The organism is Microvirga puerhi, from assembly GCF_020089865.1.
GTDB classification, from domain to species: Bacteria; Pseudomonadota; Alphaproteobacteria; order Rhizobiales; family Beijerinckiaceae; genus Microvirga; species Microvirga puerhi.
Genome location: NZ_JAIRBM010000006.1, coordinates 218,134 through 232,682, shown reverse-complemented (window position 1 = coordinate 232,682; position 14,549 = coordinate 218,134). Strand labels below are relative to the sequence as shown.

The 14,549-nt window shown below is 64.7% G+C and carries 16 protein-coding genes and 1 riboswitch; of the genes, 3 read left to right on the top strand and 13 right to left on the bottom strand.

Annotated elements, in window-relative coordinates; translation table 11 throughout:
- Positions 1 to 6 precede the first annotated feature (6 nt).
- Positions 7 to 84: riboswitch (SAM riboswitch) on the bottom strand.
- Positions 85 to 226: 142 nt separating this feature from the next.
- From K9B37_RS10595 to K9B37_RS10585, 3 genes are all read left to right on the top strand, one after another.
- Entirely contained in the window at positions 227 to 2,977 is a 2,751-nt protein-coding gene (locus K9B37_RS10595) for a [protein-PII] uridylyltransferase (RefSeq protein ID WP_224313033.1), read from the top strand.
- A 60-nt stretch (positions 2,978 to 3,037) separates the two neighbouring features.
- Complete coding sequence (gene grpE / locus K9B37_RS10590; RefSeq protein WP_224313091.1) at positions 3,038 to 3,649, top strand: nucleotide exchange factor GrpE; 612 nt, start codon at positions 3,038 to 3,040, stop codon at positions 3,647 to 3,649.
- A gap of 173 nt (positions 3,650 to 3,822) precedes the next feature.
- On the top strand, positions 3,823 to 4,482 hold the full coding sequence (locus tag K9B37_RS10585) for a trimeric intracellular cation channel family protein (protein ID WP_224313032.1): 660 nt from the start codon (positions 3,823 to 3,825) through the stop codon (positions 4,480 to 4,482).
- Between the two features lie 42 nt (positions 4,483 to 4,524).
- Here the strand turns inward: K9B37_RS10585 and K9B37_RS10580 are convergent, their stop codons facing one another.
- The 13 genes from K9B37_RS10580 to dnaK form a co-directional block, all read right to left on the bottom strand.
- Complete coding sequence (locus K9B37_RS10580) at positions 4,525 to 5,460, bottom strand: hypothetical protein (protein ID WP_224313031.1); 936 nt, start codon at positions 5,458 to 5,460, stop codon at positions 4,525 to 4,527.
- Between the two features lie 86 nt (positions 5,461 to 5,546).
- Positions 5,547 to 6,107, bottom strand: a complete 561-nt coding sequence (locus K9B37_RS10575) for a hypothetical protein (protein ID WP_224313030.1) — start codon at positions 6,105 to 6,107, stop codon at positions 5,547 to 5,549.
- A 24-nt stretch (positions 6,108 to 6,131) separates the two neighbouring features.
- Positions 6,132 to 6,758, bottom strand: a complete 627-nt coding sequence (locus K9B37_RS10570; protein ID WP_224313029.1) for an alpha-ketoglutarate-dependent dioxygenase AlkB family protein — start codon at positions 6,756 to 6,758, stop codon at positions 6,132 to 6,134.
- Between the two features lie 198 nt (positions 6,759 to 6,956).
- A complete protein-coding gene (locus K9B37_RS10565; RefSeq protein ID WP_224313028.1) occupies positions 6,957 to 7,577 on the bottom strand; it encodes a 2,3-bisphosphoglycerate-dependent phosphoglycerate mutase in 621 nt (206 codons plus the stop codon).
- A 35-nt stretch (positions 7,578 to 7,612) separates the two neighbouring features.
- Positions 7,613 to 8,419, bottom strand: a complete 807-nt coding sequence (gene dapB, locus K9B37_RS10560) for a 4-hydroxy-tetrahydrodipicolinate reductase (protein WP_224313090.1) — start codon at positions 8,417 to 8,419, stop codon at positions 7,613 to 7,615.
- A 65-nt stretch (positions 8,420 to 8,484) separates the two neighbouring features.
- Positions 8,485 to 9,006 carry a GNAT family N-acetyltransferase gene (locus K9B37_RS10555; protein WP_224313027.1) on the bottom strand — a complete coding sequence of 174 codons (522 nt, stop codon included), beginning with the start codon at positions 9,004 to 9,006 and terminating at the stop codon, positions 8,485 to 8,487.
- On the bottom strand, positions 9,003 to 9,308 hold the full coding sequence (locus K9B37_RS10550; RefSeq protein WP_224313089.1) for a DUF1330 domain-containing protein: 306 nt from the start codon (positions 9,306 to 9,308) through the stop codon (positions 9,003 to 9,005). Before K9B37_RS10550 ends, K9B37_RS10555 begins: the two co-directional genes overlap by 4 nt.
- A complete protein-coding gene (locus tag K9B37_RS10545; RefSeq protein ID WP_224313026.1) occupies positions 9,308 to 9,598 on the bottom strand; it encodes a DUF1330 domain-containing protein in 291 nt (96 codons plus the stop codon). Before K9B37_RS10545 ends, K9B37_RS10550 begins: the two co-directional genes overlap by 1 nt.
- Positions 9,599 to 9,652: 54 nt before the next feature.
- Positions 9,653 to 10,384 carry an orotidine-5'-phosphate decarboxylase gene (gene pyrF / locus K9B37_RS10540; RefSeq protein ID WP_224313025.1) on the bottom strand — a complete coding sequence of 244 codons (732 nt, stop codon included), beginning with the start codon at positions 10,382 to 10,384 and terminating at the stop codon, positions 9,653 to 9,655.
- Between the two features lie 8 nt (positions 10,385 to 10,392).
- Positions 10,393 to 11,016, bottom strand: coding sequence for a class I SAM-dependent methyltransferase (locus tag K9B37_RS10535; RefSeq protein ID WP_224313024.1), 624 nt, complete (start codon positions 11,014 to 11,016; stop codon positions 10,393 to 10,395).
- Positions 11,017 to 11,081: 65 nt separating this feature from the next.
- Complete coding sequence (gene dnaJ, locus K9B37_RS10530) at positions 11,082 to 12,221, bottom strand: molecular chaperone DnaJ (RefSeq protein WP_224313023.1); 1,140 nt, start codon at positions 12,219 to 12,221, stop codon at positions 11,082 to 11,084.
- Position 12,222: 1 nt separating this feature from the next.
- Positions 12,223 to 12,414, bottom strand: a complete 192-nt coding sequence (locus K9B37_RS10525) for a YdeI/OmpD-associated family protein (RefSeq protein WP_224313022.1) — start codon at positions 12,412 to 12,414, stop codon at positions 12,223 to 12,225.
- A gap of 89 nt (positions 12,415 to 12,503) precedes the next feature.
- The gene (dnaK, locus tag K9B37_RS10520) at positions 12,504 to 14,420 is read right to left on the bottom strand and encodes a molecular chaperone DnaK (RefSeq protein ID WP_224313021.1); all 1,917 of its coding nucleotides are present in this window, start codon (positions 14,418 to 14,420) and stop codon (positions 12,504 to 12,506) included.
- Positions 14,421 to 14,549: the final 129 nt, after the last annotated feature.

The window sequence follows — 14,549 nt, the reverse complement described above, 5'->3', positions numbered from 1 at the left end:
AGCGTCCCGTCGGGCCACCCGGCGCTTTAGCTGCATTTGTTTCGCGCCCGCAAGCTGCTTGCTCAAATCGGCGCGTGTCCTTTTTATAGGACCGATACGTTTCTTATGTCAAACAGAGTCTTCTAAAACGAACGTCTGAGCGCCTGCGACCTCAGCGGCGATCGTCACCCATGGGCGGCGACGCGCCGAGGTGGTAAGCGAGAGCCATCGTGTACAGGGTCTGCCCATGGCTCATTCCAGCCTCGACACCGTCCTGCCTGCTCTCGGCAACGAGCCGCTCCGTGACGCCACCGAATTGCGGGCGAGACTGGTTCCGGATCTGCGGCGCTTCCTCGACGAGACGCGCGCGGCTGCGGAAGAGCGGTTGATCGAAAAGGGCAACGGCCTCGCCTGCGCGCGTTTCCTGTCGGATCGGATGGACGACCTCGTACGCTTCGTTCACGACACCGTGGTCCGGCATCTCTATCCGGCCGATAATCCGTCCATGGCCGAACGTCTCGCGGTGGTCGCCACCGGCGGCTATGGACGCGGCACGCTCGCCCCGGGATCAGACGTCGATCTGCTCTTCCTGCTTCCGTACAAGAAGACCGCATGGAGCGAGAGCGTCGTCGAGGCGATGCTCTACATCCTCTGGGATCTCAAGCTGAAGGTCGGCCACGCCACGCGCTCCGTCGAGGAATGTCTGCGGGAAGGCGCGGCGGACATGACGATCCGGACGTCGCTGCTCGAATCCCGTTTCATCCTCGGCGACAAGGCCCTCTACGATGATCTCGTCACCCGCTTCGACCGCGAAATCGTCGCCCTCTCCGCGGCGGAATTCGTCGATGCGAAACTGAAGGAGCGTGACGCGCGTGTCGCGAAAGCCGGCGCGTCGCGCTATCTCGTGGAGCCGAACGTCAAGGACGGCAAGGGCGGCTTGCGCGATCTCAACACGCTCTTCTGGATCGCCAAATACGTCTATCGCGTCCGCGAGCCGGAAGAGCTGGTGAAGGCCGGTCTCTTCACGCCGGAAGAGTTCAAGCTCTTCGCACGCTGTGAGGAGTTCTTGTGGCGCGTGCGGTGCCATCTGCATTTCGCGACGGGACGTGCAGAGGAACGCCTGACATTCGATCTGCAGCGGACGATTGCCGAGCGCATCGGTTTCTCCGGACGTGGCGGCCTGTCGGCAACCGAGCGCTTCATGAAGGCTTACTTTCGCATCGCCAAGGACGTGGGCGATCTTACGGCCATCGTCTGCGCCGAACTCGAGGCGCGCCAGGCAAAGAAGCGCCCCGTGCTCGACCGTATGTTCGGGCGCTTCCGCCGTCGTCGTGGCGGCGCGCTCGAAAACGATGCGTTCGTCATCGACAACAACCGCATCAATCTGCGCGGCGAGGACGCGTTCGAGCACGATCCGGTCAACCTGATCCGCCTGTTCTGGCTCGCCGATCGTCACAACCTCGCCATTCACCCTGATGCGACGCGTCTCGCCACCCGCTCGCTGTCCCTCATCGGTCCGACGTTGCGCAACGACGAGGAAGCAAACCGCTTGTTTCTCGACATCCTGACGTCGAAGAATGCGCCGGAGGTCGTGCTGCGGCTGATGAACGAAGCAGGCGTTCTCGGGCGCTTCATTCCCGATTTCGGCCGCATCGTCGCGATGATGCAGTTCAACATGTATCACCACTATACGGTGGACGAGCATTTAATCCGCTCCATCGGCGTCCTGACGGAGATCGAGAGCGGAGCGGGAAGCGCCGATCATCCGCTCGCGACGCAGATCGCCGGGACGATCCATAACCGCCGCGCGCTTTATGTGGCGGTCTTTCTGCACGACATCGCGAAGGGGCGGCCGCAGGATCACTCGACGGCGGGTGCCGCCATCGCACGCAAGCTCGGGCCGCGCTTCGGCCTCACCGGGTCAGAGACCGATACGGTCGCGTGGCTCGTCGAGCACCATCTCCTGGCCTCGAACACCGCTCAGAGCCGCGACCTGTCCGATCCCGCAACGATCAAGAGCTTCGCGGAAACGGTGCAGACCATGGAGCGCCTGAAGCTGCTCCACATCCTCACCATTGCCGACATCAAGGCGGTGGGGCCCGGGGTGTGGAACGGATGGAAGGGGCAGCTCCTGCGCAACCTCTACCACGAGACGGAAGTGATGCTCGGCGGTGGTGCTGCCGACATCGCCCGGTCGGATCGCATCCGGCTGGCGCAGGAGGAACTTCGCGCGGCGCTGCCGGACTGGACGCAGGAAGAGTTCGATGCCTATGCGTCCCGTCACGCGCCGGCCTATTGGCTCAAGACGGACGAGGCGCGGCGCGTGAAGCAGGCGCATTTCGTACAGGCCTCCGACAAGGCGGGCCGCACCGTCACCACGGCCTACGAGACCGATCATTTCCGGGGCGTCACGGAATTCACGATCCTGTCGCCGGATCATCCGCGTTTGCTCGCCATCATCACCGGCGCCTGCGCGGCGGCCGGCGGCAATATCGTCGATGCGCAGATCTTCACCACCACGGATGGCATGGCACTCGACACCATCGTCCTGTCGCGCGCTTTCGACCGGGACGAGGACGAACTGCGCCGGGCGGAGCGGGTCGCGACGGCCATCGAGCGTGCCCTCAAGGGCGAGGTGAAGATCGCCGATCTGGTCGACGGCAAACGGCCGGCGAAGGAACGTTCCCGGACGTTCCAGCTCGCGCCGGAGGTGTCGATCGACAATTCCCTGTCGAACCGGCAGACCGTGATCGAGGTCTCGGGCCTTGACCGGCCGGGCCTCCTCTACGATCTCACGACCGCTCTCGGGAAGCTCAACCTCAACATTGCCTCGGCCCATATCGTCACGTTCGGCGAAAAGGCCGTGGACGTATTCTACGTGACCGATCTGACCGGCACGAAGGTGACCCATGCGGGCCGTCAGGCTTCTATCCGGAGAGCTCTGCTGGAGGTCTTCAAAGCGGAGGAAACGGAGGCTGGTCAGCGCCGCAGCGCTTGATTTGTGGCGTCAGGGACCTGATATGTGCCCGGAAACGTTTTCCATCTCAGTAGAGCTATGATGAAGCCGCAAGATACGGAACACCAGAACACGCCGCAGGCCGACCCGGTTGCCGAGGCCGCCAACGACGCCGCTCCTCAGGCCGCTCCCGATCCGGTGGCTGTCCTTGAGGCCGAGAAGGCCGATTTGAAGGACAAGATGCTCCGCCTGATGGCCGATATGGAAAATCTGCGTCGTCGCACGGAGCGTGAAGTGGCGGATGCGCGGACCTATGCGGTTACCAGCTTCGCGCGCGACATGCTGAACGTGGCGGACAATGTGCGACGCGCCATCGAGAACGTGCCGGAAGAGGCCCGCGAGGCGGCCGAAGGTGCTTTCAAGGGCCTGGTCGAAGGCATCGATCTGACCGAGCGCGACCTGCTCAAGACCCTGGAACGCCACGGGGTCAAGAGGCTCGATCCGCAGGGCCAGAAGTTCGATCCGAATGTCCATCAGGCCATGTTCGAGGTTCCCAACCCGGACGTGCCCAACGGCACGGTGGTCCAGGTGGTCCAGTCCGGGTATGTGATCGGCGACCGCGTCCTGCGTCCGGCCCTGGTCGGCGTCGCGAAAGGTGGGCCCAAAGCGGCTCCGAACGGCGCCGAAGCCGACAATTCCTCCACGGCATCCTGATCCAACGACCGTCATTCCAGAGGGCCGTCGGGCTCAGCTCCGCGAGCCGCCCTGGAATGATCGTCTCAAAATGCCTATGACGTGAAACGGTCGTGCTTTCCCCAGCACGGCCGTTCCCATGACGGCAGGTCTCATCCTACAATTCGCCTGCCGCAGCAACGGCGGCAACGACTTTGAAAGCGCGCCCTGTGGGCCTCATCGACAGCATTCCGTTCGAGACCGTCGGCGTGGCGGTTTTCGCCCTTACGGGCGCCCTCGTGGCAGCGCGAAAGGGCATGGATCCGTTCGGCTTCGCGCTTCTCGCGACGGTCACGGGCGTCGGCGGTGGCACCTTGCGCGATCTGCTGATCGGCACGCGCCCGGTCTTCTGGGTCGGTGATCCGGGCGACGTTCTCGTCTGCCTCATGGTGGCCGGGATCGTCTTTGCGCTCGGCCCGCGACGCGTGGCCGCGCTCGACGGAGGACGGCGCGGGCGAGCCCTTCTGTGGGCCGATGCCCTTGGCCTTGCCCTCTTCGCCATCGGCGGCACGAGCAAGGCTCTGGCGGCCGATGTGCCGGCCCTCTCGGCCGTAGCGCTCGGCACCGTTACGGCGACCTTCGGCGGAATCATCCGCGACATCCTGGCCGGAACGACGCCGCTCGTCCTGCGGAAGGAGATCTACGTCACCGCCGCAGCGCTGGGCGCCGGCGTCATGGTTGGCCTGCGCGCCCTCGGCCTCGATCCATTCGCCTGCTCCGCCGCCGGCTTTGCGGCGGCCTTCGGCCTGCGGGCGCTCGCGATCCTCCGCGGCTGGTCCCTTCCGGTCTTTCCGCAGCGGGATGGGAACGGCTGAGAAGGCGCTCTCGTTTAAGGAGCCACTTTTGCGGTCGATGCCCTAGAAGTCGATATCGACCTTGTCGATCACCTGCCGGAAGCGCGGCAGATAGGTCTGCCGGTCCGCCTCGCGGGTCAGGCCGATCATCCGGACGTAGCGACCGTTGTCGAAGCGGATCGTCTGCATGACGATGACCGGTTGTCCGGATGCGGCTTCCTTCGCCCGGGCGACGATCTCGTGCCAGTCCTGTCCCTGCAGCCGGAAGGACTCCGCGCGCTCGATGGTGACGTCCTTGAGCATCTGGTTCGAGTTGAGGGCGGCTCTGGCAAACTGGTCGCGCCGCTCGCCGTTGAGCGCCATCGGCACCTGGGACGCAGCCAGGATCAGGATCGGCTGCTCGACAGCCTTGATGGTGTCCTTGGTGCCTTCGGTGAACAGCACGGAGTTCCCTTCGGTGACCCGTACCGGGCGGAAGCCGGCCTGATCCCGAACGTGGAAGGGCAGGGCAGCGACCTGTTCGTCCAGCGAGACCGGTCCGCGCAGAGCGACGCTCTTCAGGGCCGCCCGGATCTGTGCCTCGCTGTAGCCGTCGTCGCCTCCTTCCACCTGCGCGACAAGCAGCGCCGTCAGGTCTGCTCCTTTGAGGGCCAGGACCCATTTGCGGCCCTTCACCGGCCCCGTCATGGCTCCGGCGATGAGAAGGCCGGTCTTGCCGTCGATCTTCAGTTTCTCCCGGGAGGTGACGTCCAGGCCCTGTCGACGCAGGGAATCCTTCGTCATTCCGGCCACGAGCTGCTCATAAGCCTGGGAAGGCAGCTCGGTGATTGTGATCGCCGCGGCCTTCTGAGGGTTCTCGAAGCCCGTAAAGCGTTTCGACGGGACCATGTCCTCGAGCGGCACGAGGCCGACCCGCGATGCCGGCGGGTAGATCGGATCGGCGGCGGCTGCCGCATGGAGCGACAGAAGGAAGCCCAGGGCGGCAACGACGATCTTCATGGCCGAACATTCTCCGGAGGCAATAGTCAGGTCCGCTCTTATGAATATCGTTTAAGCCCCGCGGAGCAAGCCTTTATGGCGGTGCATCATGGTCTCAGGGTGAGGCTCCGGACGAGCCTCCGGAAACGCGGCAGGTTCGCCTCCCGCTCCGTCGCCGGCGCGGTCGCGGCCATCCGGACGACGGATTCGTCGAGAAAGACGAAGGACAGCATCCTGACCACTTCCAGATCGGAATGGACGGTCCTGGCTCTCAGGACGATGTCGTAGCGAAGGATATCGCCGGATTGGGCCGAGCCCAGCGCTTCGAGGGCCACATCGCGGAGCTCGGGGTCCTCCGTCCCGAGCTGGCGAAGAGTCTGATCGCGACGGGTCTGAGGAAGGGCTTTCAATCCCTCGAGCTGTGGCGCCTGCGACAAGGTGACGAGCGTCTGCTCGCCGAGCTCGAAGACATCCTTTGGCCCGTCCGTGAGGGCAACGCTGCCGTTCGAGGACCGCACGGGGCGTAACCCGGCCCGATCCCCGATCCCATAGGGGAGCTGCACGGGTTCGGCTTCAACACCCGGCCGAGGGGGAAAGACGGAGGTTGGAGCCTCCGCGCTGGTCGCGGCCAGCATCGCAGCGAGGCCTGCAGAGAGCAGAATCTTCATGACACGATTTCATGTAATCTCGTTTCATGAGATAGGGCCGACCTTGACCTTTCTCAAGGTGAGGTTGAGTCGGCCACCCTGGGGTAGCAGATCCGAGCTACCCGGAAAGAGCCGGTCGACGCCGTGATGGATGAGCCGCGCCGGTCCCCCGAAGACGATCGCATCGCCCGAGCGCAGCTTCACGGACTTCGTTGGATCCTTCCGATCGAGGCCACCGTAGCGGAAGAGCGCGGTGTCGCCGAGGGAGAGCGAGACCACCGGCGCGTCGAACTCCTCCTCGTCCTTGTCCTGATGCAGGCCCATGCGTGCACTGGGCTCGTAGAAGTTGATCAGGCAGGCGTCCGGCAGATGGGGATAGCCGCTCAGGGCCTCCCAGGCGTCGAGGGCGATCTTCGGGATGTCTGGCCAGGCAGTGCCGGTCTCCGGATGGGTCGGCTGATAGCGGTATCCATGCTCGTCGGAGACCCAGCCCAGACCCCCGCAATTGGTCATGCGCACGGAGAACGGCTTGCCCGTGCGGGGCATGCGCGGCGTATAGAGAGGCGCTGCGCGGGTTGCCTCCCGCACGGCCTTGAGAAGCGCATCCTGCGCCGCCCGGTCCAGATAGTCGGGATAATAAGCGAGGCCGGGGGCGAGAGTGATGGAATTCATGGGACCCCTTGTCATTCCGGGATGGTCCGAAGGACCAGGCCCGGAACCCATAACCACTAGCACCCGAGGAAGGGCGCAAGGATGACCATTGCGCCTTATCCGTAAAGCTCAATGTTTATGGGTTCCGGGCTCGCCTGCGGCGCCCCGGAATGACAGCGTCTGTTATCCTCGGCAGTGCAGCAGGGGAGAAAGGCCCTGCTACGCCTCGAGCACCTTCTTGTCCGCGACCGTGGTGTCCGCCTTGAGATTGTAGACCAGCGGCACACCGGTCGCGAGTTCCATCGAGGGAATCGTCTCCGGCGTCAGGCCGTCGAGGACCATCACCAGGGCGCGCAGGGAATTGCCGTGGGCGGCCACGAGGATGCGCTCGCCGCGCATCACGCGGGGCAGGATCTCGCGCATATAGTAGGGCAGCACGCGCGCCACGGTGTCCTTGAGGCTTTCTCCGCCGGGCGGGGGGACGTCGTAGGAGCGGCGCCAGAGATGGACCTGATCCTCGCCCCACTTGGCGCGGGCGTCATCCTTGTTGAGACCCGAGAGATCGCCGTAGTCGCGCTCGTTGAGGGCCTGGTCCTTGATGGTCTTAAGACCCGGCTGGCCGATCTCTTCCAGGATCAAATCGCAGGTGCGCTGTGCTCGCGACAGGTCCGACGTGAAGGCGATATCGAACTGGATGCCGAGGGCCTTCAGCCTCCGCCCGGCGGCGCGCGCTTCCTCGACGCCGAGATCCGTGAGGCCAGGATCCTTCCAGCCCGTGAAGAGGTTCTTGAGGTTCCAGTCGCTTTGGCCGTGGCGGGCAAGGACGAGAAGGCGGTTCATGGATCGGCGTCTCCGGTCGATGGGTGGAACAGGTTTCAGGGATGGTCGAGGCCGAGCACGTCGGCCATGGAATAGTAACCGGGCTTCTTGTCAAAGCCCCAGAGGGCGGCCTTGACGGCGCCGCGTGCGAAGATACCCCGGTCCTCGGCCCGGTGCGCCAGCTCGAGCCGCTCGCCCGCGCCTGCGAAGATCACGTTGTGCTCGCCTACCACGGTGCCCCCGCGCAGGCTCGCAAAGCCGATGTCGCCGGCGCGGCGAGCGCCGGTGTGCCCGTCGCGGACGCGGACGGAATGATCCTTGAGCGAGACCTTCCGGCCCTCGGCCGCGGCGTCGCCGAGGAGCAAAGCCGTTCCGGATGGGGCGTCGACCTTCATGCGATGGTGCATCTCCAGGATTTCGATGTCGAAATCCTCACCCAGTGCCGCAGCCGCCCGGCGAACGAGCCCGGCCAGCAGGTTGACCCCGAGCGACATGTTTCCGGACTGGATGATCCGTGCGTGGCGCGCCGCCGCTTCGAGCTTGGCGAAATCCGGGTCCTGCAGGCCGGTCGTGCCGACCACGTGGACGATGCGCGCTTGCGCGGCAAGCGTGGCGAAGGCGACCGTTGCCCCCGGGGTGGTGAAATCGAGAACGCCGTCGGCTTGGGCAAAAACCGGGAGAGGATCGTCCGTGATGTCCACATCGAGGAGGCCAATTCCGGCAATCAGGCCGGCATCGTGGCCGATGGCTTCCGAACCCGGCCTGGCGATGGCGCCGACCAGGCGACAGCCCTCCGCCTCGGCCACGGCCTCGACGAGCATGCGCCCCATGCGCCCGGCCGCGCCCACCACGACAAGTCGCATCTCGCTCATGCCAGTCTCTCCTTCGGTCGTCCTGGGTATAGCCGCATGGCCGAGCGGTGCAAAGCTCAGAGCCTGCGGATCATGAGGATGCGCCGCCGGGGATCGAAACCGCTTTTGATCTCTTGGTCATGAACGAGGCGAAGCGCTGCGGGCGCTTCATCGATCGGCAGAGCCGAAAAGCCGATCCGTTCGTAGAAGGGAGCATTGAAGGGGATCAACCGATCCGTCGTCAGCGAGACGGATGCGCAGCCGGAATCCCTCGCATGCGCCAGAGCCGTCTGCATCAGACAATGGCCCAAGCCGCGACGCTGATGGTTCTGATGGACGCTCATCTCCTTGATGAACAGCGACCCATCGATCTTTTCGGCGGCAAGAAAGCCAACGGGCCTGTCCGACCCGTCCACGGAAATCCAGAGCAGGCCTGTGTCATGACAGGCCCGCAAGGTGTCCGGAGCCATGACATCCGGAACGTCCGTCGGCTCTCCGAGGGCCGCGAAGTAGACGACGGCCGCAGATCGCTCCACGTCGGCAAGACGAGCGAGGTCGTCCTGCTGGCTCGGACGAACAGAATAGGTCGGATCGGTCATGCGGGCTGCGGCCCGTCATATCCCTCGATCACGATGATCTCGGCCATCGCATGGCCGTCGCGCTCCGCCTTGGCGGCCTTGTATTCGGGCGAATCCCAGCAGGCAAGGGCCGCCTCGTAGGACGGGAATTCGATCACCACGTTGCGCGCGCGGGCGTCGCCTTCGACCGCCTTGAACGCGCCGCCGCGCACGAGGAAGCGGGCACCAAACTTTGCGAAGGCCGCGGCATTGGCGCGGACGTAGTTCTGATAGGCGTCCGGGTTGGAGACATCGACGCGGCCGATCCAATACCCCTTGGCCATCATTCCGCTCCTTCGACGAGGACGAATTCTGCAATGCAGGCGCCCTCGCGCTTCGCCTTGGCCGCCTGGTATTCGGGCGAATGATAATAGCGGCGCGCCTGCTCCATCGAGTCGAATTCGATCACGACGTTGCGCGGGCGCGCCTCGCCTTCGAGCGCCTCATGGGCGCCCCCGCGCACGAGCGGGCGTCCACCGTATTGCTTGATCGCCGCAGTCGCACCCTTCGCATACTCGGCATAGGCCTCGGGATTCGTGACGGTGACGCGGGCAATGACATAGCCTTTGGGCATGGCGCGGCTTCCTTGATGTGAAGAGGGTAGGGGAACGCTGTTGGCGATTTGCCGTCAAGCGCGATGCGCGGCGCTCATTTCGGCGAGGATCGCCTGCGCGGCGGCGCGGGGATCCTCGGCCTTCACGATGGGACGCGCGACCACGAGATGGGTGGCTCCGGCGCGGATTGCGTCGGCGGGCGTGACGACGCGTTTCTGGTCGCCGATTTCGGCTCCGGCCGGACGGATGCCGGGAGTGACGATGAGGCGGTCGGGGCCGAGGATCGCGCGAACACGCGCCGCTTCCGGCGCGGCGCAGACGATTCCATCGACGCCGATGTCGCGCGCCTGGCCCGCGCGGCGCGCCACGAGATCGGCGGTGGAGACCGGGGCATAGCCCGCCTCGATCAGGTCACTGTCGTCGTAGGAGGTCAGGACGGTGACGGCGAGGATCTTCAGGGGCGAGCCGGCCTTGCCGGCAACCGCCGCCCGCATGGTCTGCGGATAGGCATGCACTGTCAGAAGCGTCGCGCCGAGGCGAGCGACCGAGCGCACGCCCTGCTCGACGGTGTTGGCGATGTCATGGAGCTTGAGGTCGAGAAAGACCTTCTTGCCATCCGCAATGAGTTCCCGCGCCAGCTCGAAGCCGCCCGCATAGGCGAGCTGGTATCCGATCTTGTAGAAGGTCCCGGCATCGCCGATCCGTTCGACGATTCCGCGCGCCTCTTCGACCGACGAAATATCGAGGCCGATGATCAATCTGTCACGCATGTCCTCGCCCGGCAGGGATTCGGTGCGAAGGGACATGGCGGCGCTCATGGATGGTTGACCTTGTTGTAGACCCAGACACGGGCCGGGGGGAGATTGCGCCAGATCCGGTTCGAGGCGCGGGTGCGGTAGGCTTTCGAGCGCGCCGGGATCGGCGGCACGACCGCATAGGTGAACTGGATGAAGGGCGCATCGGCATGCATCATGCCCTGCGCGGTTTCCAGGAGCTCCAAGCGCTGGTCCATGGGCTTCGTGAAGAGCGGCAGGCTCGACACGGTCGCGGCCGCCGGCTCCTTCAGGACGCCCGACAGGGTCTCGCCGAGGTCGTAGGCATCGCCCTGGACGATGGTCGCCTTGGGAAAGCGGCGCTTCAGAAGCTGGCAGAATTCCGGGTTGAACTCGATGAGGATGAGCCGGTCCTGGGCAACGCCCCGGCGAATCAGGGCATCGGTCACCGGGCCTGTGCCGGGGCCGAGTTCCAGGATCGGGCCGGGAACGCGGGGATCCACATAGGCCGCCATCGTCCGGGCGAGCGCCTTGCCGGATGGCGTGACCGCGCCGACCACCAGAGGTCGCTCCAGCCAAGATCTCAAGAAACGAGCTTCGTCTTCAAAGCGGTCTTTGCCGAGGGGCAGTTTTCGAGACCGAGGCCGTTGGAACGACTGGAGCACTGGGCAGACCCTTTGAGCCGCGGATCAGACAGGTTCTTTAGAACTCAATGAAAACGACCGTCAAGCTAAGTGGATCCACTCAGCCCGTCGAAGAACTCGCGCACGCGGGAGAAAAATCCAGTGCTCTCAGGGTGGTTTTCCTTGGAGCATTCCTGGTCGAACTCCATCAGGAGCTCGCGCTGGCGCTTGCTGAGTTTCTGCGGCGTTTCCACAACAACCTGAATGTAGAGATCGCCCACGTCCCGCGAACGCAGCACCGGCATGCCCTTGCCCTTGAGACGGAACTGCTTGCCGGACTGGGTGCCTTCGGGAACCTTCACCTGCGCATCGCCGCCACTGAGCGTCGGCACGTCGAACTCTCCGCCGAGGGCCGCCGTAACCATGGAGATCGGGACGCGGCAGAACAGATCCGCTCCATCGCGCTGATAGAAGGGATGCGCCTTGAGCGACAGGAAGATGTAGAGATCCCCGGGCGGACCGCCGCGCAGGCCGGCCTCGCCCTCGCCGGCGAGACGGATGCGCGTGCCGTCTTCGACGCCCGCGGGAATGTTGACCGAGAGCGTGCGCTCGCGCGTGACGCGGCCCGCGCCGCCGCAATTGGGGCAGGGATCGTCGATCACCTCGCCGCGGCCATGGCAGTTGGGGCAGGTCCGCTCGATGGAGAAAAAGCCCTGGGTGGCGCGCACGCGTCCGGCACCGCCGCAGGTCGGGCAGGGCTTGGGCTGTGAGCCGGCCTTCGCGCCGCTGCCGGTACAGACCTCGCAGGTGACGGAGGTGGGGATCTTCAGTTCGGCGGTCTTGCCATGGAAGGCCTCGTCCAAACCGATCTCGAGATTGTAGCGCATGTCGGCGCCGCGCTCGCGACCGCCGGTATTCCGACCGCGCCCACGCCCGCCCGCATCGCCGAAGAAATTCTCGAAGATGTCCGACATGAAGTCGGAGAAATCGCCGCCGAAGCCCGGACCGCCCCCGCCGCCATTGGCGAAGGCCGCATGACCGTACCGGTCGTAGGCCGCCCGCTTCTGGCCATCGGACAGGGTCTGATAGGCCTCGTTGATCTCTTTGAACTTGATCTCGGCTTCATGGTCTCCCGGGTTGCGGTCCGGGTGATATTTCATCGCGAGCTTCCGAAACGCGGATTTCATCTCCACTTCGGTACAGGTCCGCGAAACGCCGAGGACCTCGTAATAATCGCTCTTCGACATGTCAGGCGCCCCTCGGAGCGGTCAGCCGCTCCATCATGCTGCCGATTCGTTTCGTCCGGGTTTCCGGCTTCTTCGCCTCGTCGACCCACCGGACATATTCTCGTCGATGGGAGGGTAACAGGCGCTCGAAGACCCGGGCGGCCTCGCTGTGCCGGAGGAGGGCGTCACGGATATCGGTCGGCAGGTCGTTCATTCTTGCTTCAAGCCTTTCCAGCCCGTTCAAGAAAACGGCACCCGGCGATGAAACACCGGGTGCCGAATTCGTCAAACCGCGGCCATGGATCAGGCGCGCTTCTTCTTGTCGTCTTCGTCGACTTCCTGGAAGTCGGCGTCGATGACGTCATCCTTCTTCGGCTCCTCGGCGGAGGCATGCTCGCCGCCTTCACCGGCCGCCTGGGAGGCCTGGTACATGGCTTCGCCGAGCTTCATGGAAGCCTGCATCAGGTCCGTGGTGCGGGCCTTGATGGTCTCCACGTCCTCACCGCTGAGGGCCTGGCGCAGCGCGTCGATTGCCGTCTCGATGCCCTGCTTGTCGGACTCGGAGACCTTGTCGCCGTAATCCTTCAGCGACTTCTCCGTGGTGTGGATCAGGCTCTCGCCCTGGTTCCGCGTCTCGACGAGCTCGCGCCGCTTCTTGTCCTCGCTCGCATGGGCCTCGGCATCCTTCACCATCTTCTCGATGTCGGCTTCCGAGAGACCGCCCGAGGCCTGGATGCGGATCTGCTGCTCCTTGCTGGTGGCCTTGTCCTTCGCCGTCACATTGACGATGCCGTTGGCGTCGATGTCGAAGGTCACCTCGATCTGCGGCATGCCGCGCGGTGCCGGCGGAATGCCCATCAGGTCGAACTGGCCGAGCAGCTTGTTGTCCGCCGCCATTTCGCGCTCGCCCTGGAAGACCCGGATCGTCACGGCATTCTGGTTGTCCTCAGCCGTGGAGAAGACTTGGCTCTTCTTGGTCGGGATCGTCGTGTTGCGGTCGATCAGGCGGGTGAACACGCCGCCCAGCGTCTCGATGCCCAGCGACAGCGGGGTCACGTCGAGAAGCAGCACGTCCTTCACGTCGCCCTGCAACACGCCGGCCTGGACTGCGGCGCCGATGGCGACCACCTCGTCCGGGTTGACGCCCTTATGGGGTTCCTTGCCGAAGAATGCCTTCACGACCTCCTGGATCTTCGGCATGCGGGTCATGCCGCCGACCAGGACCACCTCGTCGATTTCACCGGCCGAGAGGCCGGCATCCTTGAGCGCCTTGCGGCAGGGCTCGATGGTCTTCTGCACCAGATCGTCGACGAGCGATTCGAACTTGGCGCGGGAGAGCTTCATCGCCAGGTGCTTCGGACCCGTCGCGTCGGCGGTGATGTAAGGCAGGTTGATTTCGGTCTGGGACGCCGAGGACAGCTCGATCTTCGCCTTCTCGGCAGCTTCCTTGAGACGCTGCAGGGCGAGTTTGTCCTTCGTCAGGTCGATACCCTGCTCCTTCTTGAACTCGGCGGAGAGGTATTCGACGAGGCGCATGTCGAAGTCTTCGCCGCCCAGGAAGGTGTCGCCGTTGGTGGATTTCACCTCGAAGACGCCGTCGCCGATCTCGAGGATCGACACGTCGAAAGTGCCGCCGCCGAGGTCATAGACCGCGATGGTGCCGTGCTGCTTCTTGTCGAGGCCATAGGCGAGGGCCGCGGCCGTCGGCTCGTTGATGATGCGCAGCACTTCGAGGCCCGCGATCTTGCCGGCATCCTTGGTTGCCTGGCGCTGGGCGTCGTTGAAGTAGGCGGGAACCGTGATCACGGCCTGCGTCACCGGCTGGCCGAGATGCGCCTCCGCAGTCTCCTTCATCTTCTGCAGAGTGAAGGCGGAGATCTGGGAGGGGGAATATTGCTTGCCGTCGGCTTCGACCCATGCGTCGCCGTTCGGACCCTTGATGATATGATACGGAACGAGGCCCATGTCCTTCTTGGTCATGGGGTCTTCGAAGGTGCGCCCGATCAGGCGCTTGATGGCGAAGAAGGTCCGCTCTGGGTTCGTGACCGCCTGGCGCTTGGCCGGCTGGCCGACGAGGCGTTCGCCTTCGTCCGTAAACGCCACGATGGACGGGGTCGTCCGGGCGCCTTCTGCGTTTTCGATAACTTTGGCCTGCGAGCCTTCCATCACGGCGACGCAGGAATTGGTGGTGCCGAGGTCGATACCAATGACCTTACCCATGGCGGGATCCCTCACTTTCAAGCAGACCGCCGGGCCCTAAAAGCAGCCCGGCCCATGGCTTATGGGTTGAACATGGACAGGATGCTTCCGTAGCCGGCTGCCCCCTGTGCTGGCGCTGATATAAGAAGG

Coding starts and splice junctions, on each gene's coding strand:
- K9B37_RS10550 (WP_224313089.1), bottom strand. CDS start 9,308: ATGGCCAAGGGGTATTGGATCGGCCGCGTCGATGTCTCCAACCCGGAC.
- dnaJ (WP_224313023.1), bottom strand. CDS start 12,221: ATGTCGAAGAGCGATTATTACGAGGTCCTCGGCGTTTCGCGGACCTGT.
- dnaK (WP_224313021.1), bottom strand. CDS start 14,420: ATGGGTAAGGTCATTGGTATCGACCTCGGCACCACCAATTCCTGCGTC.
- K9B37_RS10575 (WP_224313030.1), bottom strand. CDS start 6,107: ATGAAGATTCTGCTCTCTGCAGGCCTCGCTGCGATGCTGGCCGCGACC.
- K9B37_RS10595 (WP_224313033.1), top strand. CDS start 227: ATGGCTCATTCCAGCCTCGACACCGTCCTGCCTGCTCTCGGCAACGAG.
- K9B37_RS10555 (WP_224313027.1), bottom strand. CDS start 9,006: ATGACCGATCCGACCTATTCTGTTCGTCCGAGCCAGCAGGACGACCTC.
- K9B37_RS10545 (WP_224313026.1), bottom strand. CDS start 9,598: ATGCCCAAAGGCTATGTCATTGCCCGCGTCACCGTCACGAATCCCGAG.
- K9B37_RS10580 (WP_224313031.1), bottom strand. CDS start 5,460: ATGAAGATCGTCGTTGCCGCCCTGGGCTTCCTTCTGTCGCTCCATGCG.
- K9B37_RS10565 (WP_224313028.1), bottom strand. CDS start 7,577: ATGAACCGCCTTCTCGTCCTTGCCCGCCACGGCCAAAGCGACTGGAAC.
- pyrF (WP_224313025.1), bottom strand. CDS start 10,384: ATGTCCCTTCGCACCGAATCCCTGCCGGGCGAGGACATGCGTGACAGA.
- dapB (WP_224313090.1), bottom strand. CDS start 8,419: ATGCGACTTGTCGTGGTGGGCGCGGCCGGGCGCATGGGGCGCATGCTC.
- K9B37_RS10570 (WP_224313029.1), bottom strand. CDS start 6,758: ATGAATTCCATCACTCTCGCCCCCGGCCTCGCTTATTATCCCGACTAT.
- grpE (WP_224313091.1), top strand. CDS start 3,038: ATGAAGCCGCAAGATACGGAACACCAGAACACGCCGCAGGCCGACCCG.
- K9B37_RS10525 (WP_224313022.1), bottom strand. CDS start 12,414: ATGAACGACCTGCCGACCGATATCCGTGACGCCCTCCTCCGGCACAGC.